Here is a 26413-nt window from a genome sequence, read left to right as displayed (position 1 = left end):
CATGCCTAAAATAGAAAAAACTAAAAAAGACATGCCCAAGTTAAAACATCATCCTATTTTCTTTTCAAAGTGCTGATAGTCTTTAACTGAGTTCCAGTTGCCGCCCCAGGTAAAGCCATGCTCTTTAAAGAGCTTGTAGGCGAGATCATTTTCATCAATCTTATAGGGGAAGGAAGCACTTCTGTCAGCATAGGCTTCACTGCCTTCAGGAGAGATGTTAGTGCTACCATCTTTGTTGTAGGTGATATAAGGATTGTAGAAGGGGTTAAGGTCAATTGCAAGTCCCTTAGCGTGATTTGATAGTCTATTGGTTCCTTCCACCACTCTGTAGTTAAAACAGGAAGTGTTATTAGCGAGCATTGATGCATTATCATCTCCATCAAATTCATCTATCAATTTAATGCTTTCAATCTGATATCCGTTATTGTAAAGCTCTGAGAATATCTCTAGGATGTCCTGCGCAATAGCTTTATTGCAGATCATCTCACCATTTTGAGTGTTTCCATCAAAATCAACATATAAGAGACCTACATATCTTAGATCGTCAAGAGAAATGGTGCAGTCTACTGGGTAGGATACCCCTGAGATGCGTTTAAATACATCATTTGAAATCGGTTCATAATAGAAGCCATCTACATAGGTCACTCGCTCAGTTGAGACTTCTACAAGTAAGCTGCTATCAGCACTGGATGAATCAGAAGCGCTTTTTCCAGAGGAATCTGAATTAGCGGATAAGGATGATTCTGAAGAGCTTGTAGCTGATGAACTGGTTTCAGAAGCTACTACTGATGCTTCAGAAGTTGAAGATTCAGATGTAGCAGAAGCTGTAACACCAGCTGCGTCAGGATTATTTGATGCGTACTGCTCAAGCGTTTCACCACCTGCTAGTAGCCTTGCCGCAACGGCACATATTATGATAACTGCCCCCAATAGAGCGAAATCTTTAAAATACTTTTTATTCATGATAGTTCCCCGAAAATATTGATACATTAACGATAACATAAATTTAGCATAAGTGCAGAAGATATTATACCTAGGGCGCTCATATGTGGTATACTGAATCGGAATGATTAGAGGTAAAACATATGATTCGTACAGATAAACTTGTATTTGAATATATCAGAAGAGATGAAGAAGGTAATGTTGAAGGAATCACAAGAGCGGTTGATGATGTCAATCTTGATGTGAAGCCTGGCCAGTTCATTGCTATTCTGGGCCATAACGGTTCAGGCAAGTCTACTCTTGCCAAGCATTTCAATGCCCTTTTATACCCTACAGAAGGACATGTTTTTGTAGATGGCATGGATACTGAAGATGATTCGCATCTTTGGGATATCAGACAGGAAGCAGGTATGATCTTCCAGAACCCTGACAACCAGATAATCGGTCAGGTTGTTGAGGAGGATGTTGGATTTGGCCCAGAGAATATGGGCGTTCCAACCAAGGAAATATGGGATAGAGTAGAAGAGAGCCTCAAGGCAGTCAATATGCTCAGCTTCAGAAAGTCTTCGCCTAATCATTTATCAGGTGGTCAGAAGCAGAGAGTCTCTATTGCAGGAGTTATTGCTATGCATCCTAAGTGCATCATCATGGATGAACCTACAGCCATGCTTGATCCTAATGGTAGAAAAGACGTCATCAGAGCTGCTAGAGCGCTGAATGATGTTGAGGGCATCACAGTTATCCTGATCACTCATTATATGGAAGAGGTTATCCATGCAGATAAGGTCTTTGTTATGGACAAGGGCCATATCGAGATGCAGGGCACACCTAGAGAGATCTTTTCGCAGGTTGATAGGTTAAAAGAGCTAAGACTTGGCGTTCCACAGGTGACACTCCTGGCGCATGAGCTCAAAAAGAGCGGACTTCCACTTCCAGATGGAATCCTCACAAGAGAAGAATTTGTAGAAGAACTTAAAAAGCTTAAGAAATAAAGCTTTGGAGAATAGAAATGTCAATCATACTTGATCATGTCAATTACATATATGATGAAGATACAGCAATGGCCCATGCTGCACTTATCGATGTCAATCTTGAGATACCAAAGGGGCAGTTTATAGGCCTTATTGGACATACAGGATCTGGAAAGTCTACACTTATCCAGCATATGAACGGCCTTGTTAAGCCAACAAGCGGAAATGTTTATTTTGATGGCAAGGATATAAATGATCCTGATTTTAATAAAAAAGACCTAAGAGCCAAGGTGGGACTTGTTTTCCAGTATCCTGAGCATCAGCTCTTTGAAACAGACTGCTTTAAAGATGTTTGTTTTGGACCAAAGAATCTTGGACTTCCACAAAAAGAAGTTGAGCTCAGAGCCTACGAAGCTTTAAAACAGGTTGGCTTTGATGATGACTATTTTTACCAGTCTCCATTTGATCTTTCAGGTGGTCAGAAAAGACGTGTGGCTATAGCGGGCGTTTTAGCTATGAAGCCAGAAGTTCTGATCCTTGATGAGCCTACAGCAGGCCTTGATCCCAAAGGACGAGAAGATATTCTTAATCTTATCTCATCTCTCCACAGAGAAATGGGTATAACCATCATATTGGTAAGCCATAGTATGGATGATGTAGCCGATTATGTTCAGAGGATCATTGTTATGAACAAGGGCAGAGTTGCCTTTGATAATGAGCCAAAAGAGGTGTTCAAGCACTACAAAGAGCTTGAGGAGATTGGACTTGCTGCACCTCAGGTTACATACGTTATGCAGGAATTATCTGCTGCAGGATTTAATGTTGATCCTGGAGCTACTACTTTGGAGGAAGCCAAGAACGAGATCCTCAAATGCTTTGGGATCTGACGAAGGATAAATAGATATGCTAAGAGACATTACATTAGGACAATATTATAGGACTGATTCAGTTATACACAGGCTTGATCCAAGAGTTAAGCTGGCAACAACCTTCATTTTTATCATCTCTCTTTTTGTAGTTAACAATTTTGTAGGATATTTGCTGGCGACTCTGTTTTTAGTAATGTGTATCAAGCTTTCCAATGTGCCTCCTAAGTTCATTTTTAGGGGCATGAAGACTATTTTCTTTTTGCTACTTATTACTATGGTCTTCAACCTCTTTTTGACACCAGGAAGGGCAATTTTTACTCTTTGGAAAATATCGATCACTTACGAAGGTCTTTTCCTTGCAATTAAGATGGCATTTAGGTTGATACTGCTTATTTCAGGTTCGTCCATCATGACGCTTACTACAACGCCAAATAACCTTACTGATGGTCTTGAGAGCCTTTTGAAACCACTTAAGTTATTCCACGTGCCAGTTCATGAGATATCAATGATGATGTCCATTGCACTTAGATTTATACCAATTTTGCTTGAAGAAACTGATAAGATCATGAAGGCACAGATGGCAAGATGTGCTGATTTTGAAAGCGGGTCTTTGATTAAGAGGGCAAAGAGCCTTGTTCCGCTTTTAGTACCTCTTTTCATATCTGCATTTAGAAGGGCCTTGGAGCTTGCGATGGCTATGGAAGCCAGATGTTACAGAGGCGGCGAAGGCAGAACCAAGATGAAGCCGCTTATTTACCAGAACAGAGATAGGATAGCGTATGCATTAGTTTTCGGATACTTTGTCCTTGCGATAGTTGTTGGAAGAATTATTTTTTGATCATTTATAAGGAGCGCAGCGTTGGCTGAAAAGAAACGAGTAATGCTGGTAGTCTCTTATGATGGAACAGCCTATAATGGATGGGCGTTCCAAAAGAGCACCCACAATACAATTGAAGAGATGCTTGCCAGAGCTGTTCATGGACTAACTGGCGAAGATGTGGAAATCATCGGCGCAAGCCGTACAGATGCTGGGGTTCACGCTTATGGCAATATAGCAGTTTTTGACACTTGTTCCACAATTCCTGGAGACAGGTTCTCCTATGCTTTGAATCATATATTGCCAGAAGATATCTGTGTTGTAGAATCCAGAGAAGTTCACAAGGATTTTCATCCAAGACATTGCGATACGCTTAAAACCTATGAATACAGGGTGCTTAATACCAAAATGCCAGTTCCTACAAGGCGTTTTTATACATACCATTTTAGTATGCCTTTAGATATCGAAAAGATGAATGAGGCAGCTAAGCTTCTTGAGGGAGAGCGTGACTTTACAAGCTTTTGCAATGTAGAATCTCAGGCTCTTAGTCATGTCAGAACTATCAAAGAAGTAAGTGTGAAGCGCCATGGTGATGAAGTTATCATAAGTGTTACTGGTAACGGATTTCTTTATAATATGGTCAGGATCATTGCAGGAACTCTTTTGCAGATAGGGAGGGGAAAAGGCGAGCCTTCTGACATTACTTCGATGCTTGAAAAAAAGGATAGAAGCGCAGCAGGACCAACTGCTCCGGCTCAAGGCCTGTTCCTCATCAAATATGAGTTTCTTGATGGAATTCCAGGCCCATCAGATACGTAATTTTTTGAGGATTTTTTATTGACAAATTCGGTAAAAAAGTCATATAATATCTTACTGTGTGACAAAGTTTATTCTATAACTATGCCCACATGAATTATTAGTACATGACATGTTGATGTCCCGGTAAGCTTCAATATGTTCATATATTTACTGATTGGATCAGGTGAAGGGTTCATTCAGAGGTAACAAATATTTAAAATGCACCTAGTTTTGCTATGTGCCGAATTATTTGGAGGAAACATAATGAAAACTTATATGCCTAGTGCAACTACAGTTGAGAAGAAGTGGTATGTAGTTGATGCTACAGATATGACACTTGGACGTCTTGCTTCTAACGTTGCAAACGTACTTAGAGGAAAGAACAAGCCTATTTACACACCTAACATCGACACAGGTGATTATGTAATCGTTATCAATGCAGAGAAGATTAAGGTTTCTGGTAAGAAGCTTGATCAGAAGATGTATTGGCACCACACAGATTATGTTGGACATCACAAAGAGTTCTCACTTCGTCAGATGCTTAATGATAAGCCTGAGAGAGTTATCGAGCATGCTGTAAAGGGAATGCTTCCAAAGGGATCTCTTGGTAGAGAGATGTACACAAAGCTTCACGTATATGCTGGTTCAGAGCATCCACATGCAGCTCAGAAGCCTGAAGTATTAACATTTTAATCTGGTAAGTGAAGGAGAATAATAAAATGGCAAAGTCAGCTAATTATTACGGAACAGGTAGAAGAAAGAAGTCAGTTGCAAGAGTATACCTTAAATCCGGAAATGGTAATATTACAATCAACAAGAGACCTATCGATGAGTATTTCGGACTTGAGACACTCAAGGTTATCGTTAGACAGCCTCTCGTAGCTACAGAGACATCAGACAAGTTTGATGTTGTTGTTACTGTAAGAGGTGGCGGCACAACAGGTCAGGCTGGTGCAATCAGACATGGTATTTCAAGAGCTCTTCTTCAGGCTGATTCAGATGAATACAGACCAACACTTAAGAAGGCTGGATACCTTACAAGAGATCCTCGTATGAAGGAAAGAAAGAAGTACGGCTTAAAGAAAGCTCGTCGTGCTCCACAGTTCTCAAAGAGATGATTACTGCTTCGGCAGATTACAGAAGACTCGGTACAATGTACCGGGTCTTTTTTATATTACAGTTTTAATGACGAAAGAAGAAAGAGAGATTTTTATGGAAAAGTATATGCCCACGTAATTGCCATGTAGTTGTTTATAACGGCTATGTGGCTTTTTTATATTATAAATTGGTTGACAAATACAACTAATGATTTTATCATTTAAATTTATAGGAGGGCATTCGATGGATAAGGTAAAGCTATTTCGAGAAAGTACCAGAGAATTAGAACGTAATCTTGAGAAGCTAAACAGTTCTGATTGCTGTCAATGTAACGTTAATACATCTCAATGCTTTCTGGTTGTTGAGATAGGCAGAAAACCTGGAATATGTGTAAAGGAACTTGCTGAACTTCTTAAGATGGATAAAAGTGCTGTAAGCAGATCTGTAGAAGAGCTTGTTCAAAAAGGATATGTTTTGCGAGAACCTTCAACAAGGGATCGCAGGTGCGTAGTGCTTAATCTGACTGATGAAGGAATGGCAAGATTCAATACAATAGAAAAAGATATGAATATGAAGTTTAAGAGAGTTTTTTCTATGATTCCAAAGGAAAAACAGAGTCAGGTTTTAGAGGCGTTAAATATTTATAATGATGCGATAAAAAAATCGGAGGTGGAATGCTGTGATTAGAGAAATGAGAGATGAAGACTGGGGGACAGTAGCAGAGATTTACAAGCAGGGATTAGAAGAGGGAACATCTACTTTTAATACAGAGTGTCCTAGTTTTGCTGAGTGGAATGAAGGACATTTAAGGAATTGCAGGTTTGTTTTTGAGGAAGAAGGGAAGGTAGTAGGCTGGATTGCGCTTAGTCCTACTTCAAGTAGATGCGCATATAAAGGCTGCGTTGAAATGAGTGTATATGTTGATAGAAACTATAGAGGTCATGGTATAGGCACAGCTTTGGTAAATACGATTATCCGAGAAGCTGAGAAAGATGGATATTGGAGCATATATTCTGCAATATTTTCAATTAATAAAGCAAGTATAGCCTTACACAAAAAATGTGGTTTCAGGGAAATTGGCTATAGGGAAAGAATAGCTAAAGATCGATTTGGAAAATGGCAGAACACAACTCTTATGGAGTACAGAGCTTCATAATTAGTTTATAGGAGTAGCTCTTTCTATTATTGATGGTACAGGACCACTTTCTGAGGATCGCACATGTGGAGATCACATGGCACTTACATCAAGCACCATAGGAGAACTTGGAAAGATAAATGGCCCAAGATGTTGTAAAAGAGATGCTATGATTGCGTTCAAACATGGAATAGAGTACGTAAGACAGCACTTCGGTGTGCAGATTGAATATGAGAAACAACACTGTGAGTTCTCATCGCAGAACCAGCAGTGTATCAAAGAAGATGCCCGTTATTTGGATAATGGAAAGCTTTTGGTTTCGGACGATTTAGAAATTATGGAACTTTGAATTTCAGGATAACGGACGATGGATAAGACAGAGTTTTACATACTCTGTCTCTTTTTGAAATAATACATTGACAGACATCTATGTATATGTTACCATCAACACATAGACGAATATCAATGTAAGGAGGAGATTATGGCTAAATTAGACGAAGTATTGGTATGTAAGGCTCTTGGAGATTCCAACAGAATGGAAATAGTTAAGATGCTTTCTGATCAGGAGAAGTGCGGATGCAAGCTTCTTGAAAAGTTCGATATTACACAGCCGACTCTTTCTCATCACATGAAGATACTGGTAGATTCGGGACTGGTTAAAGACAGAAAAGAAGGCAAGTGGCACTACTATTCAATAAACACGGACATCATGAAAGAATTCTGTAGATTTATTAAAACTCTCTGTAATGAAACCACCGGCAAATGCTGTAAGGAGAAAGTATGATGTGGGACTTTATTCAAACACAGATCCTGGGGATGAAGTGGCTGAACATTTTGATCGGAGAACTCCTGTCTGCATTAGGATTGGATATAGATAGCAGGATCGGCTCCGGTATACATTTTTTTATCTATGATGTTATAAAGATCACGATACTTCTTTGTTTGCTGATCTTTGTGATCTCATATATCCAGAGTTTCTTTCCGCCGGAGCGTAGCAGGAAGATAATGGGCAGATTTCACGGAATCGGAGCAAATATCGTAGGGGCCTTGCTTGGAACCGTGACACCATTCTGCTCGTGCTCATCCATCCCGATATTTATGGGATTTACGAGTGCCGGATTGCCGCTTGGAGTAACGTTCTCTTTTCTGATCTCATCTCCGATGGTAGATCTGGGGAGCCTCGTACTGCTTATGAGCATCTTTGGGGCAAGGATAGCCATCGTTTATGTTGTGATGGGACTTATGATCGCTGTTGCAGGTGGTACATTGATTGAGAGACTTCATATGGAAGATCAGGTCGCGGATTTTATCAGGAATGCAAACAGCAGCGTTGAAATAGAAACTCCGAGCCTCCCTGTTAAAGAGCGTTTAATATACGCAAAGGACCAAGTAGTATCTACATTTAAGAAAGTGTTTCCATACATTCTGATAGGAGTCGGGATTGGGGCTGTGATACATAACTGGATTCCGGAAAGCTGGATCAGGGCAGTGCTTGGGGGAAGAAATCCCTTTGGAGTGATACTTGCAACAATCCTGGGTATTCCGATGTATGCTGATATCTTTGGTGTGATCCCTATAGCCGAGGCACTCCTGTCCAAGGGCGCTTTGCTTGGTACAATCTTAAGCTTTATGATGGCAGTGACTACACTCAGTCTTCCGTCGCTCATTATGCTGAAGAAAGCTATCAAGCCAAAACTGTTAGGAACATTTATAGCCATCTGTACAGTGGGTATCATCATTGTTGGGTATGGTTTCAACTTATTTCAATATTTATTCATCTGAAGGAGGATATGGTCATGAATATCAAGATATTAGGCGGAGGATGCAAAAGCTGTGAAGCTCTCCTTGCATCTGCAAAAGAAGCAGTAGCGAAAAAAGGGATCGATGCGGAGATAGAGTATATCACGGATATGGAAAAGATCATGGGTTTTGGAGTGATGAGTATGCCGGCTCTTATGATCGACGGAAAAGTTGTTTCAGCCGGAAAGGTTCTTAAGGCTAAGGAAGTTGAAAAATTCTTATAGGAGATGTCAGGGATATGGAGGAGAATATTATGCTTTTTGAAACGAAAGAGTGTACTAGTCCTGATATTGTGAAAGAGCTTTTCGTTGAGTATTCGCATATCAAAGGGGCAGAAAGCTGTTTTGTTTCCTTTGATAAGGAATTGAATGATCTGCCTGGGTTTTATTCTGGTGGAGCGATAATAGTAGGATATGAAGAAGATAAACCCATTGCCTGTGTTGCCATAAAGAAAATAAGCGACGAAACCTGTGAAGGAAAGCGTCTGTTTATCAGACCGGAATACAGAGGAAAAGGATATGCAAGGATAATGCTCAAAGCAATGACGGATAAGGCTTTTGAACTTGGTTTTAAGGAATTGATTTTCACAACGAAACCGGAAGTTATGAGAATTGGATATAGCCTATATAAACGTTTGGGATACGAAGAATTATCAGAGGAAAATGGTATTGTATCAATGAGGATAGATCTTAGCAAGGAATATCTGTATGGGTGATTACTAATTGTCTTTGGAGGTAATATGGAAAGAGAACTGTTTATAAGGGACGCTGATCCCGAAGATGCTAAAAAACTGGTGGAGATATATTCATATTATGTTCTGAATACCGCTGTTTCTTTTGAATATGAAGCTCCGTCAGTTGAAGAATTTAAAAACAGGATTAAGACAACAAAAGAAAAATATCCATATATGGTGTGCTTATTAAAAGACAGGATCGTCGGCTATGCGTATGCGGGACCATATAGTTCTAGAGAAGCTTATAGCTGGACAGCAACAACATCTATCTATGTTGATAAGGATTATCGCAGACAGGGTATCGGTTCGTTGTTGTACAAAGAGCTGGAAAAAAGGCTTAAAGAACAGGACATAGTCAACCTGCTTGCAGGAGCCGCCTATAGTGATGAAGAGGATGAATATCTCACACATGACAGCTATAAGTTTCATATACGATCGGGATATAAAAAAGTAGCTCACATGCAGACTATAGGTAAGAAATTTGACAGATGGTATGATCTGTTATGGATGCAGAAAAAACTATAGTAAGCGGAGTCAAGATCTATGACACACAAAGAAAAAGCAATGAAGATATTTTATGAAAAATTCAATTGCTCGCAGGCAGTTCTTGGAGCATACGCGGATGATTATGGGCTGACGGTAGATCAGGCTATGAAAGTGGCAGCATGTTTTAGCGGGGGCGTGAGAAAAGGTGAAGTGTGTGGTGCTGTATCCGGGGCAATCATGGTGATCGGGTTGAAATACGGAGACGGCCCAGACTATAAAGCAACGGCTTACCCCAAGGCTGCTGAGTTTATGGAAAGATTCAAAGAAAAGAATGCTTCATATATCTGCAAGGATATACTTGGCTGTGACATATCCTCCGAAGCGGGGATGCTCTATGCCCGGGAGAATGGACTTTTTAAGGATATTTGTCCGAGAACGGTAGAATCTGCGGTTGATATTCTGGAAGATATGGAAATATAAGCAATTTAATCTTACAAAAGACAGACAAAGATTTAATGAGTAGAAAGTAAAATCAGAGTATTATTTTTGATCGCGGTTATTAAAGTTTCAACCAACCGCATACAGTAGCCCTGAGCTTTCTAACGTACGCAGCAGGTAAACAGCAACTTATCCTGTAAATGCCGCAAACACAGCACTTAAGGTGGTGAAAAGTTCTAAAAGAGATAATCGTTTTACAACGTATTACGTCTTTGGACAATCATATACGACTTATTACACCTCAGGGCAATGTCCTGGGGTGTTTTTTATTGAATTATGGTAATCGCTAAAAGTGTAGAATTCTACAACTTTGTTGATTGAGAAAATGATGGATCAAACTTGAAAAAAACTATAAATATGCTATTATATCAATAACAGAGTTGCCAGGTGCGAATAACACTTGGGACCTAGCCGAGCGTGGAGCTTGGCTATTTTATTAAAGGTGATGCACAGCCTAATAAGTAAGCGATTTATGTAGTGGATGCGCTATGGAATCTTGAGATGCCCATAGCCCGGAGAGTTCATGCGTGAACTCTCTTTTTTAAAATTATTGTATTGATTTACGAGGTACGTCTATGTGTGATGTAAAAAAATATAGTGATATCTATAAAGAAATAGCTAAATTAAATCCTAAGGATACTTTACAGCTTGTTCTTGAGAGTGAGACTGAAGAAGAAAAAGATTTCTATGAGATGGTAGGAGATTTTTTACTACAAAGAAGGCAAAAAGAAGTTGTTGAAAGGAATCTTTTTTGAGTAGATGAAAAAGTTTACTATAGTTGCGGGAGTTAATGGCGCAGGTAAATCTACGTTATATCAGCTTGATCCGGATCTTAAATGTGAAAACAGAGTAAATGCGGATGAGATACTTAAGGAATCTGGAGGAGATTGGAAGAGTCTGGCTGATATTTTTAAAGCTGGGAAAAGAGCAGTTTCGCTTCTTAACTCATATATTGAAAAGGGAGCAAGCTTTAACCAAGAAACTACATTGTGTGGCAATTCGGTGATCAGAAATATTACAATGGCAAAAGAGAATGGCTATTTAATTGAAATGCATTATATTGGATTAGATAGTGTTGAAATTGCAAAAGAGCGTGTTGCAAAAAGAGTATCACAAGGCGGACATGGAGTAGCTGAAGCTGATATCGAAAGAAGATATATCGCTTCATTAGAAGCTTTCTGGCGAGTTCTTCCTCTTTGTAATCTTGTTGCGGTATATGATAACACAGAAGATTTTAGAAGATTTGCAATTTACAAAGATGGTAGTCTTGTGAGATTATCCCACAAAGTTCCTAAATGGTTTGACAATAAAGAATAACAAAGTTGCCACCAACCGCACACAGTAGCCCTGAGCTTTCTACCGTACGCAGCAGGTAAACAGCAACTCGTCCTAGAAATGCCACAAACACAGCACTTAGGACATTGAAAAAATTCTCAAAGAGATGAGAATATCTGCACTTGCAGATTTCAGAAAACCACAACCATCTGGTTGTGGTTTTTTTGTTGTCTAAAATAGTGTAGAATATAAACATGACATATAGATGACGTGTTTGTGCTTGTATGATAATTATAGAAGGTAATCAAATGAAGATAGGCAGACTGATCGGCATACTATCAATTCTTTTGCAAAAAGAGGTGACGACAGCTCCGGAGCTGGCTGAGCATTTCGAGGTGTCTAGAAGAACCATAAACAGAGATATTGAGACTCTTTGTCAGGCAGGAATACCAATCAAAACGACCCAGGGAGTTGGAGGCGGTATAAGCATCATGGATGGCTATAAGATGGATAGGACTCTTTTGACATCCCGTGACATGCAGATGATCCTGGCGGGACTACGAAGCCTTGATAGTGTTAGTGGAAGCGGATATTATGGGCAGCTTATGGAGAAGCTCCAGGCAGGTTCTTCGGAGTTTATCAGCGGTAGGGATTCTGTCCTTATCGACCTGTCTTCTTGGTACAAGACATCGCTGGCTCCAAAGATATCTACTATTCAGGATGCGATAGAAAACAGGCATCTTTTGACCTTCCACTATTATGCTCAGGCGGGAGAAGGAAAACGAACTATTGAGCCATATTATGTAGTGTTTAAGTGGAGCAGCTGGTATGTCTATGGATGGTGTCAAAAGCGCAAAGATTATCGTCTATTTAAATTAAACCGCATGGTTAAAGTGGTTGAAACGGATAAAGGATTTGTCTGCAGAAACGCTCCATTACCTGATCTGTCTACAGAAAAGATATTTCCTGGTGGAATCAAGGTAAAAGCGCTGTTTTCAAAGGATGTAAAGTGGCGCCTAGTGGAGGAATTCGGACCAAACTGTTTTACGGAAACAGAGGATGGTAGACTTATGTTTACTGCGGATTACACGGACTCAGATAATTTGATCACATGGATAATGACCTTTGGAAATAAAGCAGAAGTGCTTGAGCCGGTAGAAGCCAGGAGGCAGATTTCAAAGATGGTACAGAAAATGGCGACGATTTACAAGGAGGACTAAAGACATGGCATTCGATTATAAGAAGGAGTACAAAGAATTCTACATGCCTAATGATACGCCTTCCATAGTGACGGTTATAAGACATCCTATTAGAAGGGAGAGCTGAAGATGGAGTATATAAGAGTATCCAAGGATAATCTTGAAGAAGAACACATCTGTTGTGCTATATCAAACAATAAAGATATACAGGTATCATCCAAGAAAGCCTGGCTTGCTGACAGATTTGATGAAGGGCTTATTTTCTTAAAGAGTGTCGAACGCGGTAAATGCTTTATTGAATATATCCCGGCAGAGTATGCGTGGAATCCGATAAATGCACCGGAATATATGTATATCGATTGTCTGTGGGTTTCAGGTTCCTTAAAGGGACATGGATATTCAAGTGATCTTCTTAATGAGTGCATAAAGGACAGTAAGGAAAAGGGGAAGAAGGGAATTTGCATATTATCTGCTGCTAAGAAAAAGCCATTCCTTTCTGATCCAAAGTTTCTAGCATTCAAAGGCTTCCAAGTTTGTGATGAAGCCGATAATGGAATCCAGCTGTGGTATCTGTCCTTTGAAAAAAGTGTTGAAACACCATGCTTCAAGGAATGCGCAAAGCATCCTCGTATCGATGAAAAAGGATACGTGCTTTATTACACGAATCAGTGCCCATTTAATGCCAAGTATGTGCCTATTTTGGAAGAGACTGCTAAGAACAATGGAATACCGTTTAGAGCGATCAGAATAGAGACCAGAGATCAGGCTCAGAATGCTCCAACACCAATTACCACATATGCACTGTTCTGTGATGGGGATTATGTAACTAATGAGCAAATGAATGATAAGAAGTTTTTAAAACATTCAAGGAATGATGGGACAAGACTAAGAAGTCTGAGATAGCTGAAAAGGCTAAAACGAGCATTTCATCATCAGATGGATGAGGGGACATTAAAGGAAGACATTGATGCGGCAATAGCATAGATTCACAACTTACAGACTAGTTGGCTAATGCAGCGGAACCATTTTCTCTGTAGCTACTGGGAGTGCAACCTGTGTGCTTTTGATCAGTTGGTGCTTGATATGTCCAGGTCTGATGTTATAGACTATTTGTACGAGAGTATTTCAGCGGTGCTTAGGAGTGCTAAGATATCCTACATCAAGTGGGACTTCAACAGATCACTGTCAAATGTCTTTTCCGGAGGGCTCCCCGCAGACAGGCAGGGAGAAGTGGCCCACAGGTTTGTCCTTGGCTCATACAGACTGATGGAGAGATTGAGGGACAGTTTCCCTGATGTGATGATTGAGGGATGCTCGGGTGGCGGCGGAAGGTTTGATCCCGTGTTCGGTTCATACCCGGCAATACAACTTCATTTTAGAAAGAAATGTTAAGAGACATCAATGGATTTCAAAATAGTTTTTTCAGATATAGACGGAACAATTCTAAACAGTGAACATAGAATGCTTAAGGGCACACTTGAGGCAATATTTGCTCTAAAGAAAGCCAATATCCCTTTTGTCATTGCGACAGCAAGAGGACCATCAGGAGTACGGCCGATTTTTAAAAGATACGGGTTTACCTGCCCGATGATCTGTTATAGTGGGGCGCTTATCATTGATGAAAACGATAAGATAATGTACTCGGAGGGATTTGATGCCGATGACGCAAGGGATATTATTTCTTATATAGAGGCGGAGAAGATTGACTGTACATGGAATATCTATTCAGAAGAATTGTGGATTGTAAATGACAGGAATGACCGACTGGTCCGCGCAGAAGAGGAAATCGTTGAGGTCTGTGCAACAGAGGGCGGCATAGAGCTTCTTCCAAAAGATGCAATCATAGGAAAGCTCCTTTGCATATGTGAGCCTGAAGCAATATGTGGTATAGAAAATGAATTGAAAAAGAGATTTCCAAAGCTGTCGATAGTTAAATCCTCAGATGTTCTTCTTGAAATCATGGGAAAGGGAATTACAAAGGCCGACGGAGTCAGGCGAGTATGCTCGTATATGAACATCCCGCCGGAGAAAGCGGTTGCTTTTGGTGATCATTTTAATGATGCAGAAATGCTACGATCTGTAGGATTTCCTTTTCTGATGGGAAATGCTCCGGAGGAATTGAAGAAGGAATTCTCGTGTGTGATCGGAAGTAATGATGACGAGAGCATTTCAGAAGCCTTTAGGAGTATTGGCCTATTATTGGAGTGAGGGAGATGACAGTGTGGAAACAGGCTCAGATACTTGAAAGTGAAGGCGTTGAGATCATCGATGGAAAGGTGAATCTGGAAAAGTACAGAATATAAAAGACGTCATAACCACAAGGGGAAGGACTAGTATGAGAAAAGAATTGTTGGCGGTATTTAGCGGTTTTCCAGAGCATCATTTCTCAAAGGAGATTGCTGAGCGTCTTAGAACAGAACTTAAGAATAGGAAAAGCATAGTGTTTATCACAGCGTGTCCGCTAGATTATGAGCAAAATGATGATGACTGTGATGGCATGTATGAGATGTTTGTAGAGCAGGGATTACCGTTTGAAAAGCACTGCGTGATCGATAAGCGCACAGAACCGGGTAATGCAAAAGAGCTTGTGGAAAATGCGGATTGTATTTTTCTGATGGGTGGCGGAGCCTGTGAGGAGCAGCTTGATCTTATTCGTGAAAAAAGCTGTTATGATGCCTTGATTGATTGTCATGCCGCTATATTTGGCGTTAGTGCTGGCTCTATGAATATGGCCCGTAAGACGGTGGATTTCTTTGAATCAATGGAAGCGTTTGATGGACTAGGATTCACTAACATCACAGTTAGCTGTCACCATGACCTAGAAGATAAATGGCGCTATGAGCAGACACTTAGGATGTCAGAGGACCGCACTGTTTATGCCATGGAGGATATGAGTGCCTTTTTTATCAAAGGAGGCAAGGTAGATACTGTAGGAACAATCTACAAAGTTGAGGACAGAAAGCTCAATAGGTTAACTGAGGAAGATATCAAAGAACTTGAACAGGACGAGTTTAGACGAGTATTCGATACTATCCCTGAGCAGTTTGATAAATTTCGTCCAAGGTATAGCAAGGAATTGTTTTCATATTTGATCGACGAAGCCCAAATTGGACCAGGAAAGCGCGTTTTGGAAATTGGTCCCGGAACAGGACAGGCTACGGATCCTGTGCTTAGAACTGGGTGCGAATACCATGCAATCGAACTTGGAGAACATCTTTATCGTAAGATGAAAGAGAAGTACGGGAAGCTATCAAATTTTAGCATTGTGAATGATGATTTTATTACACATGATTTTGGTGATATGAAGTTTGATATGATCTATTCGGCTGCTACAATTCAGTGGATACCTGAGACAGTGGCATATACAAAAACATTCGATCTTCTAAAACCAGGTGGAACGCTTGCAATGATGATTACCAGCTCAGAGTATAAATCAAGCAATGAGCTGCTGTATGCGAAGATACAGGCCTTGTACGATCGTTACTACAAGCCAGATATTCCTTATATGCACGGAAAGTTCCGATATACAGCTGCTTCTGAGTATGGCTATACTGAGGTTACACGTCACGATTTTAAAGGCCAGCGCGTATTTACTGCTGATGAGTATGTGTCATTTTGTGGAACCCATTGCGATCATATAGTACTTTCAGAACCTCTACGAACTGAGTTCTTTGAGAAACTTAGAAATTCGGTGCTAGAGGCTGGAAATCGAATTGTTTTTAACGATACATATGTACTGTATTTAACTAAAAGCCCCGATGGGAAGAGTGTACGAATTAATGAGTAAGGCAGACGAAGGGTAAAAGAATAAATGAAAACTGCTTACGACTTGTATAAACGTATGGAATTTGAGGAGATTGGATGTAATGACGGAGTAGTCTCAATGAAGATGGAATTGTGATTTTTACTTTATTTTGCTACTATGATGATGTTATGACTAAAGGTTCGATCACTAAAAACTTAATTTTATTTGCAATTCCACTTTTCTTTGGACAGCTCCTGCAGCAGCTTTACAACGTTGTGGACTCGGTTGTTGTAGGAAATGTTCTGGGAAAAGAAGCACTGGCTGCCGTTAGTACTACCGGTAGCCTTATATTTTTGATGGTAGGCTTTATAAATGGCCTGTTCATGGGCAATAGCGTTATCATCGGTAAAAGATATGGAGCCGGAGACAATGATGGCGTGAAGATAGCGGCTCACACAGGTATCGCTTTTGCAGTTGTCATGGGATTAGTAATGACAGTTTGGGGATATTTCTTTACGCCAACGCTTCTAAAGTGGATGGGGACGCCAGCAGACGTAATGCCAAGTTCAGTTCTGTATTTCAAGATATACTTTTTAGGCGGTCTTGGTAACATCCTGTACAGTGCATGCTGCGGCGTATTTCAGGCAATGGGAGATTCCAAAAGACCTCTGTACTACCTGATCGTCAGCACAGTCCTTAATACTGTATTAGATATAACCTTTGTCAAATTCATGGGATTGGGCATCGGCGGAGCAGCCCTTGCAACAGTAATAGCTCAGTTTATTAGCGCTGTTCTAGCATTTGTTAAGCTCACCATGGTGGATGGTCCTCACAGGATTTATTTAAGGCAACTTAGGATGGATAGAGCTACCTTGGCAAAAGAGCTGAGGATAGGCTTTCCAACTGGAATACAAAATAGCGTTATTGCTATCGGAAACGTAGTTGTGCAGTCAAACATCAATGCTTTTGGTTCTGTGGCAATGGCAGGCTGCGGAAGTTATTTTAAGCTTGAAGGATTTGTCTTTTTACCTATCACATGCATGTGCATGGCTCTTACAACCTTCGTGAGTCAGAATCTGGGCGCAGGTGAGGTGAAAAGAGTTAAGAAAGGCGCTGTCATTGGAAGTGCCATAGGTGTATCCTGCGCAGAAGCCATAGGTTTTATAGTATTTGCCTTCGCACCTATTCTTCTTCGTATGTTTTCAAGTGAAGCAGAGGTCATTGCAATAGGAACAACCCAGGCACGGACAGAGAGCCTTTTTTACTGCCTTCTTGCTCTTAGCCATTGTCTTGCAGGAATATACAGAGGAGCAGGTAAGACAACAGTACCGATGATCGTAATGCTATCTAGCTGGTGTCTTCTGAGAATAACTTACATTACTATGATCGTGAGACTTATCCCCGTAGTAAACGTGATATTCTGGGCTTATCCACTGACATGGTCAGTTAGCTCCATAGTATTTATCATTTATTATTTCAAAGGAAAATGGCTTAATATCGGAACAAATTAAAAAAGCCCGATACATTTTGATGTGTACCGGGTTTTATAATGCAGAAAAACGTATCAGAGCACAGTGGTTGCAGCAGCAATGAGCACTGTGATAGTCACAACAGAAACTACTGTGGTGACAGCAATTGCAGATGCAAGGACGCTCGTATCCATGCCCTTTTTTTCGGCCTGGATCATAGGAAGATTTCCAACAGGAACCGCTGCCATAAGGCACATACCAAGAATGGCTGTTTTGTCAAAAGACATACCTTTCATAATTATCACAACGATTATAGGAAGGATGATCATTCTAAGTACTATAAATACCCATATCCTCCATTCTTTTAATGAACTCACAAAGCTTGATCTGGCGATTGATACTCCGAGAAGAAGCATAGAAAGAAATACGGTTGAATTTCCTACATACTCAATGGTGTTTGCCAGAATTGGTGGAAGTGTTACATTAAACCAAAAGACCACAAGGCTAAGTACTGCCATGATAGTTCCTGGAGTGATGATGTTTTTAAGAGAACTGCTCTTTTCTTCAGCACTATCAGAGTCGCTTCCAAGTACTGTTACGCCGTGGGTGTAGAACAGTAAGCTGTAGAATATGTTGATAACTATGACGTACAGGATAGCATTTGGTGGAAGGATTGCCTTGGCAACAGGGATCCCAAGGAAACCAGTGTTAGTATAGACGCACATAAGGTTGTAGAACTTACGCTTGTCAGTCTGTACATGTAAAAGAACTGGTAACACGAAGCCAATAACTACAAGTACCGTATAGAATGCAACGCCGAGACCAGCGGCATATAAAAGATCCTTATGCGTAGCTGTTATATTTCCTCCAAGGATAGAAGCCATGATAAGTGCTGGATTGCAGATATCAACCACGATTGCTGACACCTTCTTGGAAGTGATCCCGTCAACTGTGCCATTTTTCTGCAGCAAAATACCAATAGAAACTAAAAGACAGATGACTCCCATCTGCTGGACAATAATAGATAAACTCATTTCTTTCTCCAAATATATACTTAAAAATTTCCTTTTAAACCATAATTCTAGTTGTTCTCCCCTGATTTGTAAATATAACTTTTTTTGGTGTTGACACATTATTGTCTGTCAATTATACTAACAACTAATAATTTTTCAGAAAGTGAGAATCACATGACATATTCTTATATTCTCAACTCCATGCCAGAAACTACCATGCCCGTGAATAATAATTATCAGGGGCTTAATAGTGTTATGGTTGATGAGGATATGAGTAAATGCACAGGTTGAGATAGGGTATTTACATATAAGTGGTTATAAGGCCTCATCAGACTTAAAAGGTTTGATGAGGCTTTTTCATTTAATAAATACATATAACAAGTAGGAGGAGTAACAATGGAACTAATTAGAGTGCAGGATTCAGATTACAGGAAGACATACGAGCTTTATATGACTTTTCCTGAGAATGAGAATGGCTATATCAACAGCGTATATGGCTATGATTATGACCAGTTTTTAGGCTGGATTGAAAAAAAGCGCAACTGGTCTATGGGAAAAGACTTACCAGAGGGCTTTGTTCCAGATACCACCTATGTTTTATCAGATGAAGGAAACTATGTTGGTGTATTTAACCTCCGCCACTACCTAAATGATTTCTTACGTGAAGGCCCAGGACACATTGGCTACTGCATGTCTCCAAAGTACAGAAATAAAGGATATGCTACAAAAGGCTTAGCTATGGCCCTTACCAAGGCAAGACAGATGAGCATTCATGAAGTATACATGTCAGTAAACAAAGACAATCCAGCTAGCCTACGAGTTCAGCAAAAGAACGGTGCCTATATCCATCATGAGGATGATAAGCAGTACTTTACTAGGATAAAAGAGTAAAAGGAGGACAGTTATGGATAATTTCGTAGATGATAGAGATTATAGATTATTAGAGTCAGATAAATACACCTTCTTTGTATTAGGAAGGATCCTTAAGGGTAAGTGCGATCTGATTCTTTCAGATCATGAGAGGCTTATCATCTGCTTTTCATGCACTCCATTTCCTGTATGGATCTGGACCCCAGATGATGCCACAGAAAAAGACCTTGAGAATGCCTACAAGGTAGTTGCAGAAAATGGACTTTTAGATGGTAAGCACAGCTTTAACGTCAAGTACAAGCTTGCTGAGTACTTCATTAGTAAAACAAAAGATACTCTTTTAAATATTAGAATCAAGACCAATATGTTTGCCTATGACTGTCCTCAGGTAAAAGAGCCTTCTACAGTAGCAAAGGGTGATATCTACAAGCTTACAGAAGCTGATGAGGATGAGCTTGTGGATTTCACAGAGGCTTTCCACAACGAGCTTAAGCTTGATCAAAGAGACAGGAAGTTCTATAGGGAGTCAGCCAAGGCTGATATTGAAAGCGGCAAGATTTTTTTCTGGAAAAATGAAAAAGGAGAAAATGTAGCAAGCTGCAAATATAGGGTAGATGATGGTCTTGGATGCATCAGCCTTGTGTATACCAGACCTGAGCATAGGCGTGGTCACTACGCTGAGAACCTTGTAAGTAAGGTTTCACAGATTGCGGCAGCAGAAGGCCTTACACCAATGCTCTACACAGATGCAGACTACGTTGCTTCTAATGCCTGTTATGAAAAGATTGGCTATATCAGAAGAGGAGAGCTTTGTACTATTGGTTAAAAAATGTTAATCTGTATGGGTGGATGAAGTCCATAGATATAGACTACATAAAATAACAGAGAGAAAAAATGCGAAAAGTATACATTGTTGAGGATGATGAAGTAATAGCTGCTAAGGTTTCAAAGCACCTTGAGACCTGGCAGATGAAGGCAAAAGTAGCTCAAAACTTTCAAAATATAATTGAAGAGTTTAATGAGTTTAAGCCTGATATTGTGATGATGGATTTAAAGCTCCCCGCCTATAACGGCTTTTACTGGTGCAGTGAGATCAGAAAGGTGTCACAGGTACCTATAGTATTCGTATCGTCAGCGGATGATAACATGAATATCGTAATGGCCATGAACATGGGAGCAGATGATTTTATCTCTAAGCCCTTTGATCTTCAGGTTTTGACAGCTAAACTCCAGGCTATACTTAGAAGGAGCTACGGAGAGAGTCTTTCAGCTCATGAGCTAGAAGTAAAGAATGTAAAACTAAATCTTGATGACACATCAGCATCTGTAGGGGATGAGAAGCTAGAACTGACCAAAAACGAGTACCTTATCTTAAAGACCTTGATGGAGCAGGCTGGAAAAGTAGTTTCAAGAGAGAGCATCATGGAAAAACTCTGGGGAGCTGATGAATTTGTAGATGACAATACTCTTACAGTCAACGTCACCAGGATCCGCAAAAAGCTTGAAGCTGCAGGAGCAGAGAACTTCATAGCCACAAAGAGAGGAATGGGCTACATCGTTGGTGAATAAAGGCTTTTGGGGAAATAATCGAATATACATATTGAGCAATACCTTTCTTATGCTTGTATTTGTTGTTGTATGTGTGTTGTACCGCGCTGCGTCAGACTTTATCTTTTATGGGATCTCTTTTATCCTGCTGATCACAGCAGTTGCATGTATATTTAATCAACATGTCATAAAGTCATCTTCCATAAGTGAACCAGAAAAAGAGACAGATGATAACATGGCAAAGTGGGAAGCTATCAGGGAAAAAGAAGATTTTTTTGCCCTGTGGGCCCATCAGATAAAGACTCCTATTGCAGCACTCAAACTGCTATTGGAGGATGAAGAGCCAGATATAGGTGAGAGCAAAAGGGAACTTTTCAAGATCGAGAACTATGTAGAAATGGCCCTTAACTACCTTAGGTTTGAAGGGATGTCTGGAGATATAGTCCTTGGTAAGACTAACTTAGAGCCAGTAGTTAAGCAGGTCGTTAAAAAGTATTCCACCATATTCATTCACAAGCATCTAAGAGTAGAGCTTGAAGGTCTTGATATAGATATCCTTACAGATGAGAAGTGGCTGTCTTTTGTGCTTGAGCAGGCCCTTTCCAATGCTCTAAAGTACACCAAAGAAGGCGGCATCAGGATATTTACAAGAAAACCTCAGGATGCAGAAAACACTTCAGATGACACTGAGATAGTCATAAGAGACACCGGCATTGGAATCAGTAGCGAAGACCTTCCCAGAGTATTTGATAAAGGATACACAGGCTACAATGGAAGGATGGACAAGAAGGCAAGCGGCTTAGGACTTTACCTGTGTAAGGGAGTTTGCGACAAGCTTGGCCACAAGATCCGCATAGAATCTAAAGTTTCCAAGGGAACAGATGTCATTATCACCGTGTATCAAGAAAAAGTTAACATGGAAAACCTTACAAAAATGTAAGATTACTAAGAGGAAATGTAAGCCAATTAAAAGGCGGGGCATTTCCTTTTTTGTTATCCTTGTTATTGTCAAGAGATGAAAACAAGGGCGAGAGCCCGTGAAATCAAATAGAAAACCGACAGGGAGGAATTAAAATGCCAGTCTTAGAAGTTAATCACGTAAAAAAGATATATAAGACAAAAATGGGAACAAACTCAGTTACAGCTCTTAAGGATGTTCACTTTAGCGTTGAGAAGGGCGAATTTGTAGCGATCATGGGAGAGTCAGGAAGTGGTAAGACAACTCTTTTAAATATCCTTGCAAGTCTTGATGTGCCAACAGCAGGTAAGGTTCTTGTAGATGGTAAAGATTTCTCAGCTCTTAAGGATGGAGAGAGAGCTATCATGAGACGTAACAACCTGGGATTCATCTTCCAGGATTTCAACCTTCTTGATAATTTCACTATCGAAGATAACATCAAGCTTCCACTGGTTCTTGCAGGTGAAGATTATAAGACAATGGATGCCAAGGTTGCTCCTCTGGTAAAAGAGCTTGGAATTGAGCAGCTTCTACACAAGTACCCATATGAGGTATCAGGCGGACAGAAGCAAAGAACAGCAGTTGCTAGAGCGCTTATCACAAATCCTCAGATACTTCTTGCTGATGAGCCAACAGGAGCACTTGATTCCAAGGCTGCAACAAACCTTATGCATCAACTCAGAGACATTCACAAGAGTGGTCAGACAATCCTTATGGTTACTCATAGTAATGTAGCTGCAAGCTACGCAGACAGAGTTATGTTCATCAGAGACGGCGAAGTGTTCCACCAGATCTACAGGGGACAGATGAGCAGAAGCGAGATGCTTGATAAGATCTGCGAGTCAGTCACAGTACTCATGAGAGGAGGAGAGGACAGTGAATCATAATCTTCTGGGAAACCTTGCTCTTACGGGACTCAAAAATAACAAAAAGGCAGTGCTTCCTTACATACTTGCAAGTGCCTTTACAGTAATGGTTATGCACATCTTGTTATCCCTTATTGATAGTAAGTACATCATGAGGGACGGAGTAGCCGTATTTAAGGGAGCCAATAATATCGTTATGTTTGTTTCTATCGGTTCTATTGTAGTTGGAATTTTTGCAGTGATCTTCCTATTTTACGGCAATCAGTTTGTAATGAAGGGATACAAAAAAGAAATAGGACTATATGGAGTTTTGGGACTTAGCAGAAAAAACGTCTCAACAGTAATGGCTCTTGAGAGTCTTATCATAAGCACTTCATCAATAGTTCTAGGCGTAGTAGCTGGAGCATTCATGAATAAGCTCATGGTCCTTTGGCTCTACAGGATCATCAAACAGCCATTTGTAAGTGGAATGGATTTTTCACTTAGAGGGACAATGTTTACAGTGATCTTTTTTGCGATTGTTTTTGGAATTTGCCTTATCCACAACCTTCTTACAATAAGACTTGGCAACCCAATAGAGCTTTTAAAAAGTGACAATATCGGTGAAAAAGAGCCAAAGGTAAAATACATACTTTTGATCATTGGAACTATCACACTTTTACTTGGCTACATGATAGCTCTTTCTACAGACAACACATTTGTTGCTCTTGGAAATCTCTTTAAGGCAATGATCCTTGTAACTATCGCAACCTATGCTCTTTTCATTGCAGGCAGTATCTTTGTTTTAAAGCTGCTTAAGAGAAACAAAAAGTACTATTACCAGACAAAGCATTTTATCAGTGTTTCAAATCTGATGTACAGAATGAAGCACAACGCAGCAGGTCTTGCATCTATCTGCATCTTATCTACCGGAGTTATTCTTCTTTTGGTTTGTTCAACTGCTCTTTTTATGCTAGGTGAGCAGAATATCAACTCTATGTTTAGAAGAGATGTTGTATTACATGCTATGAATGATGAAGGTGTTACCCTTGATGAATATGACGCAGTTGTCACAAAAGCAGTAAAAGAGGCAGGAATAAGCGACTCTGACAGAATTGTCAGAAAGTACTATATGGATATCTGCAATGTTTCAGCAGATGGAAGTATTGAGTGCTATACAAAGGGAAGCTACGACTTTACTTCTATGAGAGTTTTATATGTCCTGACACTTGATGAGTATAATCTTTACACCGGACAAAAAGAGACTTTGGACGCCGGAGAGATCCTTAGATACAGTGCGGGTGCCAAGGTAAAGGCCGGTGAGAATTTAAATATATACGGTTCAGATTATAAGATCAAAAAGAAGATCTCATCTAAATGTCTTGAAGAAGTATTCGACCCATCAATGTCTCTTTTTGATGAAGAGATAATAGTTATTGCAGATAATGCAGAAAAGGAAAAGCTTCTTTCTCAGAATCCAGAGAGCTTTGTAGGATTTGACCAGGTTTACGTAGGATTCAATGTGTCAAAAGAAACAAGCTATGAGCAGATCGGCATATTGAAAGATACTATCATAAAGGCCCCATTTGAAGCCAGTGTAACTTATAAGGAAGATGAAAGAAGCACTTTTTACAGTATCTATGGCGGGATCTTCTTTGTTGGAATCTTCCTTGCAGCTCTTTTCCTCATTGCAACAGTAATGATCATCTTCTACAAGCAGATGTCAGAAGGCTTTGAAGATAAAAAGAGATTTGAGATCCTGTCAAATGCAGGTCTTTCCGAGAGGGAAGCTAAGGGCGTAATAAAGAGTCAGGTAATGCTCATGTTCTTTTTACCTGTGGCAACAGCAATCATCCATATGATAGTCGCAAGTAAGATAATAAGACTCTTTTTGGGAATGATCCTCTATGTGGATACACTTACCTTTAATCTCGCAATCATAGTTGTGAGCCTTATATTCCTTGGGGTATACACACTTGTTTATAACATTACATCCAAACAGTATTACAACATAGTTTATGGGAAGGAAGCATGAAAATGAAAGTGTTCAAAAAAATCTGCAAGGTTATTCTTGCAATCATACTTACGATAGTTTTAGTAGGCTCTTTGGCAGCAGTTATAGCCCTTAATTACAAGACAGTTCTTGCTAGTCACAAGATAAAAGATGTTGTGAATAGTGCAAAGACTTTTGATGATATAGAGATTTCTGATAGCGTTAAGATCGTAGGCGTTGGCGAGGCAACTCACGGAAGCTCAGAGTTTCAGACACTTAAGCTTGAGATGTTAAAAAAGCTTGTAGAAGAAAATGGCTTTACAGCCTTTGCACTTGAAGCGGACTTTGCTGACTGCCTTGAAGCTAACGAATTCATCCAGGGCGGCGAAGGAAATGCAAGAGATATCGTAAACAATATGAGCTTTAAAATCTATCATACAGCAGAAATGGCCAGGATCCTTGACTGGATGAGAGAGTACAATTTGTCAGTTCCAAAGGAAAAGAGCCTTAGATTCTATGGTTTTGATATGCAGAATCCAGAAAAGGGTGTAGATTTTCTGAAAAACTACATGGAAGAAAATGGCATTACAGGAATAGATACAACAAGCCTTGACTACTTTGTGGATGAAGAAAGAACAGAGCAGATAACCAAAGAAGATGCTGAGAAGATCAAGGCGGAGCTTTCTGAGATCAGAAAAGCAGTTGAGACAAAAGATGTTATTGCAGCTAAAGTAACTGAAAACATTGAATCTACTGTAGATTATGTCTTTGCTGAAGGAATGGATATGTATGGATACAGAGATAAGGCTATGGCTGACAACGTTACATGGATCCTTGAACGCGAAAAGAAGGTTGGAAGCGGCAAAGTGATGCTTGCTGCCCATGATGGTCATATTTCAAAAGCGCCACATAGTTCCATGATGCCTACTACTATGGGACATATTCTCAAGGAAAAGTATGGAGATGAATACTACAGCCTTGGAACAGATTTCTTTAAGGGTAAGGCCAATATCAGTGTACTTAGCATCACAACTGAGGAGTATCAGAGAAAAGACTATTATGTTACAACAGCTGATCCAATAGCTTATCAGGCAAAGTACATGAAGGATAAGAAATTCTATCTTGATTTTGAAACTATTTCGCCTGAAACGGACAAAAAAGTTTATGATCTTGTCCATTCACCAGTCTCAATGGGAACTGTAGGAGAGGGCTTTACAGGCATCTATTATATCTACCACTCAGCCTACAGAACAGAGATGGCACCTGTGGATCTCTATGATGGAATGATCTTTTACTATCAGGTACATGCCACAGTACCTCAGTACTAATAAATAAATCAAGGGACGCCCCA

32 protein-coding genes and 1 pseudogene are annotated in these 26413 nt (G+C 40.0%); 31 read left to right on the top strand and 2 right to left on the bottom strand.

What is annotated here, in order from left to right; genetic code table 11:
* Window positions 1-48 precede the first annotated feature (48 nt).
* Window positions 49-963 (bottom strand): M15 family metallopeptidase, encoded by a 915-nt coding sequence (locus BUA02_RS01875; protein ID WP_072700529.1) that lies wholly within the window; start codon window positions 961-963, stop codon window positions 49-51.
* A gap of 122 nt (window positions 964-1085) precedes the next feature.
* On the opposite strand from BUA02_RS01875, the gene BUA02_RS01870 reads away from it, so the two are divergent.
* The 24 genes and pseudogenes from BUA02_RS01870 (at window position 1086) to BUA02_RS01755 (ending at window position 17877) form a co-directional block, all read left to right on the top strand.
* The gene (locus BUA02_RS01870) at window positions 1086-1934 is read left to right on the top strand and encodes an energy-coupling factor transporter ATPase (RefSeq protein WP_071176698.1); all 849 of its coding nucleotides are present in this window, start codon (window positions 1086-1088) and stop codon (window positions 1932-1934) included.
* 17 nt (window positions 1935-1951) lie between these two features.
* The gene (locus BUA02_RS01865) at window positions 1952-2800 is read left to right on the top strand and encodes an energy-coupling factor transporter ATPase (RefSeq protein WP_071176697.1); all 849 of its coding nucleotides are present in this window, start codon (window positions 1952-1954) and stop codon (window positions 2798-2800) included.
* A gap of 16 nt (window positions 2801-2816) precedes the next feature.
* Window positions 2817-3620: an energy-coupling factor transporter transmembrane component T family protein gene (locus BUA02_RS01860; protein WP_072700527.1), complete on the top strand. Its 804-nt coding sequence runs from the start codon at window positions 2817-2819 to the stop codon at window positions 3618-3620.
* 42 nt (window positions 3621-3662) lie between these two features.
* Window positions 3663-4418, top strand: coding sequence for a tRNA pseudouridine(38-40) synthase TruA (gene truA, locus BUA02_RS01855; protein WP_072700525.1), 756 nt, complete (start codon window positions 3663-3665; stop codon window positions 4416-4418).
* Window positions 4419-4661: 243 nt separating this feature from the next.
* Window positions 4662-5090 (top strand): 50S ribosomal protein L13, encoded by a 429-nt coding sequence (gene rplM, locus BUA02_RS01850; RefSeq protein WP_022772976.1) that lies wholly within the window; start codon window positions 4662-4664, stop codon window positions 5088-5090.
* Window positions 5091-5116: 26 nt separating this feature from the next.
* Window positions 5117-5515 carry a 30S ribosomal protein S9 gene (rpsI, locus tag BUA02_RS01845; protein WP_072700523.1) on the top strand — a complete coding sequence of 133 codons (399 nt, stop codon included), beginning with the start codon at window positions 5117-5119 and terminating at the stop codon, window positions 5513-5515.
* Between the two features lie 223 nt (window positions 5516-5738).
* A complete protein-coding gene (locus tag BUA02_RS01840; protein ID WP_072700521.1) occupies window positions 5739-6182 on the top strand; it encodes a MarR family winged helix-turn-helix transcriptional regulator in 444 nt (147 codons plus the stop codon).
* Window positions 6175-6651 (top strand): GNAT family N-acetyltransferase, encoded by a 477-nt coding sequence (locus BUA02_RS01835; RefSeq protein WP_242872216.1) that lies wholly within the window; start codon window positions 6175-6177, stop codon window positions 6649-6651. Before BUA02_RS01840 ends, BUA02_RS01835 begins: the two co-directional genes overlap by 8 nt.
* Window positions 6652-6658: 7 nt before the next feature.
* A complete protein-coding gene (locus tag BUA02_RS01830; RefSeq protein ID WP_278299854.1) occupies window positions 6659-6979 on the top strand; it encodes a DUF5714 domain-containing protein in 321 nt (106 codons plus the stop codon).
* Window positions 6980-7111: 132 nt separating this feature from the next.
* Complete coding sequence (locus BUA02_RS01825; protein ID WP_072700518.1) at window positions 7112-7414, top strand: ArsR/SmtB family transcription factor; 303 nt, start codon at window positions 7112-7114, stop codon at window positions 7412-7414.
* On the top strand, window positions 7414-8412 hold the full coding sequence (locus BUA02_RS01820; protein WP_072700516.1) for a permease: 999 nt from the start codon (window positions 7414-7416) through the stop codon (window positions 8410-8412). The genes BUA02_RS01825 and BUA02_RS01820 overlap by 1 nt, the downstream gene beginning before the upstream one ends.
* Window positions 8413-8426: 14 nt before the next feature.
* Window positions 8427-8654: a thioredoxin family protein gene (locus BUA02_RS01815; RefSeq protein WP_072700514.1), complete on the top strand. Its 228-nt coding sequence runs from the start codon at window positions 8427-8429 to the stop codon at window positions 8652-8654.
* Window positions 8655-8668: 14 nt separating this feature from the next.
* Window positions 8669-9145 carry a GNAT family N-acetyltransferase gene (locus BUA02_RS01810; RefSeq protein ID WP_083572606.1) on the top strand — a complete coding sequence of 159 codons (477 nt, stop codon included), beginning with the start codon at window positions 8669-8671 and terminating at the stop codon, window positions 9143-9145.
* 24 nt (window positions 9146-9169) lie between these two features.
* The gene (locus BUA02_RS01805) at window positions 9170-9688 is read left to right on the top strand and encodes a GNAT family N-acetyltransferase (protein WP_083572605.1); all 519 of its coding nucleotides are present in this window, start codon (window positions 9170-9172) and stop codon (window positions 9686-9688) included.
* An 18-nt stretch (window positions 9689-9706) separates the two neighbouring features.
* Window positions 9707-10129, top strand: coding sequence for a C-GCAxxG-C-C family protein (locus tag BUA02_RS01800; RefSeq protein WP_072700510.1), 423 nt, complete (start codon window positions 9707-9709; stop codon window positions 10127-10129).
* A 593-nt stretch (window positions 10130-10722) separates the two neighbouring features.
* Entirely contained in the window at window positions 10723-10902 is a 180-nt protein-coding gene (locus BUA02_RS01795) for a hypothetical protein (RefSeq protein ID WP_022754341.1), read from the top strand.
* A gap of 4 nt (window positions 10903-10906) precedes the next feature.
* Window positions 10907-11464, top strand: a complete 558-nt coding sequence (locus tag BUA02_RS01790) for an ATPase (RefSeq protein ID WP_072700508.1) — start codon at window positions 10907-10909, stop codon at window positions 11462-11464.
* A gap of 266 nt (window positions 11465-11730) precedes the next feature.
* Window positions 11731-12642 (top strand): helix-turn-helix transcriptional regulator, encoded by a 912-nt coding sequence (locus BUA02_RS01785; RefSeq protein WP_072700506.1) that lies wholly within the window; start codon window positions 11731-11733, stop codon window positions 12640-12642.
* A gap of 4 nt (window positions 12643-12646) precedes the next feature.
* Window positions 12647-12718: pseudogene (locus tag BUA02_RS16220) on the top strand (GyrI-like domain-containing protein); the annotation flags it as partial.
* A gap of 32 nt (window positions 12719-12750) precedes the next feature.
* On the top strand, window positions 12751-13524 hold the full coding sequence (locus tag BUA02_RS01780; protein ID WP_072700504.1) for an N-acetyltransferase: 774 nt from the start codon (window positions 12751-12753) through the stop codon (window positions 13522-13524).
* A gap of 108 nt (window positions 13525-13632) precedes the next feature.
* Entirely contained in the window at window positions 13633-14013 is a 381-nt protein-coding gene (locus BUA02_RS01775; protein ID WP_083572604.1) for an alpha-galactosidase, read from the top strand.
* A gap of 9 nt (window positions 14014-14022) precedes the next feature.
* Entirely contained in the window at window positions 14023-14829 is an 807-nt protein-coding gene (locus tag BUA02_RS01770) for a Cof-type HAD-IIB family hydrolase (protein ID WP_072700500.1), read from the top strand.
* A 127-nt stretch (window positions 14830-14956) separates the two neighbouring features.
* On the top strand, window positions 14957-16408 hold the full coding sequence (locus BUA02_RS15760) for a Type 1 glutamine amidotransferase-like domain-containing protein (RefSeq protein WP_178297589.1): 1452 nt from the start codon (window positions 14957-14959) through the stop codon (window positions 16406-16408).
* Window positions 16409-16554: 146 nt separating this feature from the next.
* A complete protein-coding gene (locus BUA02_RS01755) occupies window positions 16555-17877 on the top strand; it encodes an MATE family efflux transporter (protein ID WP_072701197.1) in 1323 nt (440 codons plus the stop codon).
* A 53-nt stretch (window positions 17878-17930) separates the two neighbouring features.
* Here BUA02_RS01755 and BUA02_RS01750 read toward each other — a convergent pair whose 3' ends face one another.
* The gene (locus BUA02_RS01750) at window positions 17931-18869 is read right to left on the bottom strand and encodes an AEC family transporter (protein WP_072700498.1); all 939 of its coding nucleotides are present in this window, start codon (window positions 18867-18869) and stop codon (window positions 17931-17933) included.
* 375 nt (window positions 18870-19244) lie between these two features.
* Between BUA02_RS01750 and BUA02_RS01745 the strand changes: the two genes are divergently transcribed.
* From BUA02_RS01745 to BUA02_RS01715, 7 genes are all read left to right on the top strand, one after another.
* Window positions 19245-19739, top strand: coding sequence for a GNAT family N-acetyltransferase (locus BUA02_RS01745; protein WP_072700496.1), 495 nt, complete (start codon window positions 19245-19247; stop codon window positions 19737-19739).
* Between the two features lie 13 nt (window positions 19740-19752).
* The gene (locus BUA02_RS01740; protein ID WP_072700494.1) at window positions 19753-20544 is read left to right on the top strand and encodes a GNAT family N-acetyltransferase; all 792 of its coding nucleotides are present in this window, start codon (window positions 19753-19755) and stop codon (window positions 20542-20544) included.
* A 68-nt stretch (window positions 20545-20612) separates the two neighbouring features.
* Window positions 20613-21287, top strand: coding sequence for a response regulator transcription factor (locus BUA02_RS01735; RefSeq protein WP_072700492.1), 675 nt, complete (start codon window positions 20613-20615; stop codon window positions 21285-21287).
* A gap of 49 nt (window positions 21288-21336) precedes the next feature.
* A complete protein-coding gene (locus BUA02_RS01730; RefSeq protein WP_083572635.1) occupies window positions 21337-22206 on the top strand; it encodes a sensor histidine kinase in 870 nt (289 codons plus the stop codon).
* A 134-nt stretch (window positions 22207-22340) separates the two neighbouring features.
* Window positions 22341-23111, top strand: a complete 771-nt coding sequence (locus tag BUA02_RS01725) for an ABC transporter ATP-binding protein (protein ID WP_072700487.1) — start codon at window positions 22341-22343, stop codon at window positions 23109-23111.
* Entirely contained in the window at window positions 23101-25104 is a 2004-nt protein-coding gene (locus tag BUA02_RS01720; protein WP_072700485.1) for an FtsX-like permease family protein, read from the top strand. The genes BUA02_RS01725 and BUA02_RS01720 overlap by 11 nt, the downstream gene beginning before the upstream one ends.
* Entirely contained in the window at window positions 25101-26390 is a 1290-nt protein-coding gene (locus BUA02_RS01715) for an erythromycin esterase family protein (protein WP_072700484.1), read from the top strand. Before BUA02_RS01720 ends, BUA02_RS01715 begins: the two co-directional genes overlap by 4 nt.
* Window positions 26391-26413: the final 23 nt, after the last annotated feature.

Source organism: Butyrivibrio hungatei DSM 14810 (assembly GCF_900143205.1).
Classification (GTDB): Bacteria; Bacillota; Clostridia; order Lachnospirales; family Lachnospiraceae; genus Butyrivibrio; species Butyrivibrio hungatei.
The sequence above is the reverse complement of the archived record's forward strand: the minus strand, read 5'-3'. Positions and strand labels throughout refer to the sequence as shown.

Excerpts from the sequence above, each read along its gene's own strand:
- rplM (WP_022772976.1), top strand. The coding sequence starts at position 4,662 with ATGAAAACTTATATGCCTAGTGCAACTACAGTTGAGAAGAAGTGGTAT.
- BUA02_RS01740 (WP_072700494.1), top strand. The coding sequence starts at position 19,753 with ATGGATAATTTCGTAGATGATAGAGATTATAGATTATTAGAGTCAGAT.
- BUA02_RS01840 (WP_072700521.1), top strand. The coding sequence starts at position 5,739 with ATGGATAAGGTAAAGCTATTTCGAGAAAGTACCAGAGAATTAGAACGT.
- BUA02_RS01865 (WP_071176697.1), top strand. The coding sequence starts at position 1,952 with ATGTCAATCATACTTGATCATGTCAATTACATATATGATGAAGATACA.
- rpsI (WP_072700523.1), top strand. The coding sequence starts at position 5,117 with ATGGCAAAGTCAGCTAATTATTACGGAACAGGTAGAAGAAAGAAGTCA.
- BUA02_RS01745 (WP_072700496.1), top strand. The coding sequence starts at position 19,245 with ATGGAACTAATTAGAGTGCAGGATTCAGATTACAGGAAGACATACGAG.
- BUA02_RS01805 (WP_083572605.1), top strand. The coding sequence starts at position 9,170 with ATGGAAAGAGAACTGTTTATAAGGGACGCTGATCCCGAAGATGCTAAA.
- BUA02_RS01860 (WP_072700527.1), top strand. The coding sequence starts at position 2,817 with ATGCTAAGAGACATTACATTAGGACAATATTATAGGACTGATTCAGTT.
- BUA02_RS01725 (WP_072700487.1), top strand. The coding sequence starts at position 22,341 with ATGCCAGTCTTAGAAGTTAATCACGTAAAAAAGATATATAAGACAAAA.
- BUA02_RS15760 (WP_178297589.1), top strand. The coding sequence starts at position 14,957 with ATGAGAAAAGAATTGTTGGCGGTATTTAGCGGTTTTCCAGAGCATCAT.
- BUA02_RS01715 (WP_072700484.1), top strand. The coding sequence starts at position 25,101 with ATGAAAATGAAAGTGTTCAAAAAAATCTGCAAGGTTATTCTTGCAATC.
- BUA02_RS01875 (WP_072700529.1), bottom strand. The coding sequence starts at position 963 with ATGAATAAAAAGTATTTTAAAGATTTCGCTCTATTGGGGGCAGTTATC.
- BUA02_RS01775 (WP_083572604.1), top strand. The coding sequence starts at position 13,633 with ATGCAGCGGAACCATTTTCTCTGTAGCTACTGGGAGTGCAACCTGTGT.
- BUA02_RS01730 (WP_083572635.1), top strand. The coding sequence starts at position 21,337 with ATGCTTGTATTTGTTGTTGTATGTGTGTTGTACCGCGCTGCGTCAGAC.
- BUA02_RS01810 (WP_083572606.1), top strand. The coding sequence starts at position 8,669 with ATGGAGGAGAATATTATGCTTTTTGAAACGAAAGAGTGTACTAGTCCT.
- BUA02_RS01790 (WP_072700508.1), top strand. The coding sequence starts at position 10,907 with ATGAAAAAGTTTACTATAGTTGCGGGAGTTAATGGCGCAGGTAAATCT.
- BUA02_RS01780 (WP_072700504.1), top strand. The coding sequence starts at position 12,751 with ATGGAGTATATAAGAGTATCCAAGGATAATCTTGAAGAAGAACACATC.
- BUA02_RS01785 (WP_072700506.1), top strand. The coding sequence starts at position 11,731 with ATGAAGATAGGCAGACTGATCGGCATACTATCAATTCTTTTGCAAAAA.
- BUA02_RS01755 (WP_072701197.1), top strand. The coding sequence starts at position 16,555 with ATGACTAAAGGTTCGATCACTAAAAACTTAATTTTATTTGCAATTCCA.
- truA (WP_072700525.1), top strand. The coding sequence starts at position 3,663 with ATGCTGGTAGTCTCTTATGATGGAACAGCCTATAATGGATGGGCGTTC.
- BUA02_RS01800 (WP_072700510.1), top strand. The coding sequence starts at position 9,707 with ATGACACACAAAGAAAAAGCAATGAAGATATTTTATGAAAAATTCAAT.
- BUA02_RS01750 (WP_072700498.1), bottom strand. The coding sequence starts at position 18,869 with ATGAGTTTATCTATTATTGTCCAGCAGATGGGAGTCATCTGTCTTTTA.
- BUA02_RS01820 (WP_072700516.1), top strand. The coding sequence starts at position 7,414 with ATGTGGGACTTTATTCAAACACAGATCCTGGGGATGAAGTGGCTGAAC.
- BUA02_RS01795 (WP_022754341.1), top strand. The coding sequence starts at position 10,723 with ATGTGTGATGTAAAAAAATATAGTGATATCTATAAAGAAATAGCTAAA.
- BUA02_RS01770 (WP_072700500.1), top strand. The coding sequence starts at position 14,023 with ATGGATTTCAAAATAGTTTTTTCAGATATAGACGGAACAATTCTAAAC.
- BUA02_RS01815 (WP_072700514.1), top strand. The coding sequence starts at position 8,427 with ATGAATATCAAGATATTAGGCGGAGGATGCAAAAGCTGTGAAGCTCTC.
- BUA02_RS01870 (WP_071176698.1), top strand. The coding sequence starts at position 1,086 with ATGATTCGTACAGATAAACTTGTATTTGAATATATCAGAAGAGATGAA.
- BUA02_RS01825 (WP_072700518.1), top strand. The coding sequence starts at position 7,112 with ATGGCTAAATTAGACGAAGTATTGGTATGTAAGGCTCTTGGAGATTCC.
- BUA02_RS01735 (WP_072700492.1), top strand. The coding sequence starts at position 20,613 with ATGCGAAAAGTATACATTGTTGAGGATGATGAAGTAATAGCTGCTAAG.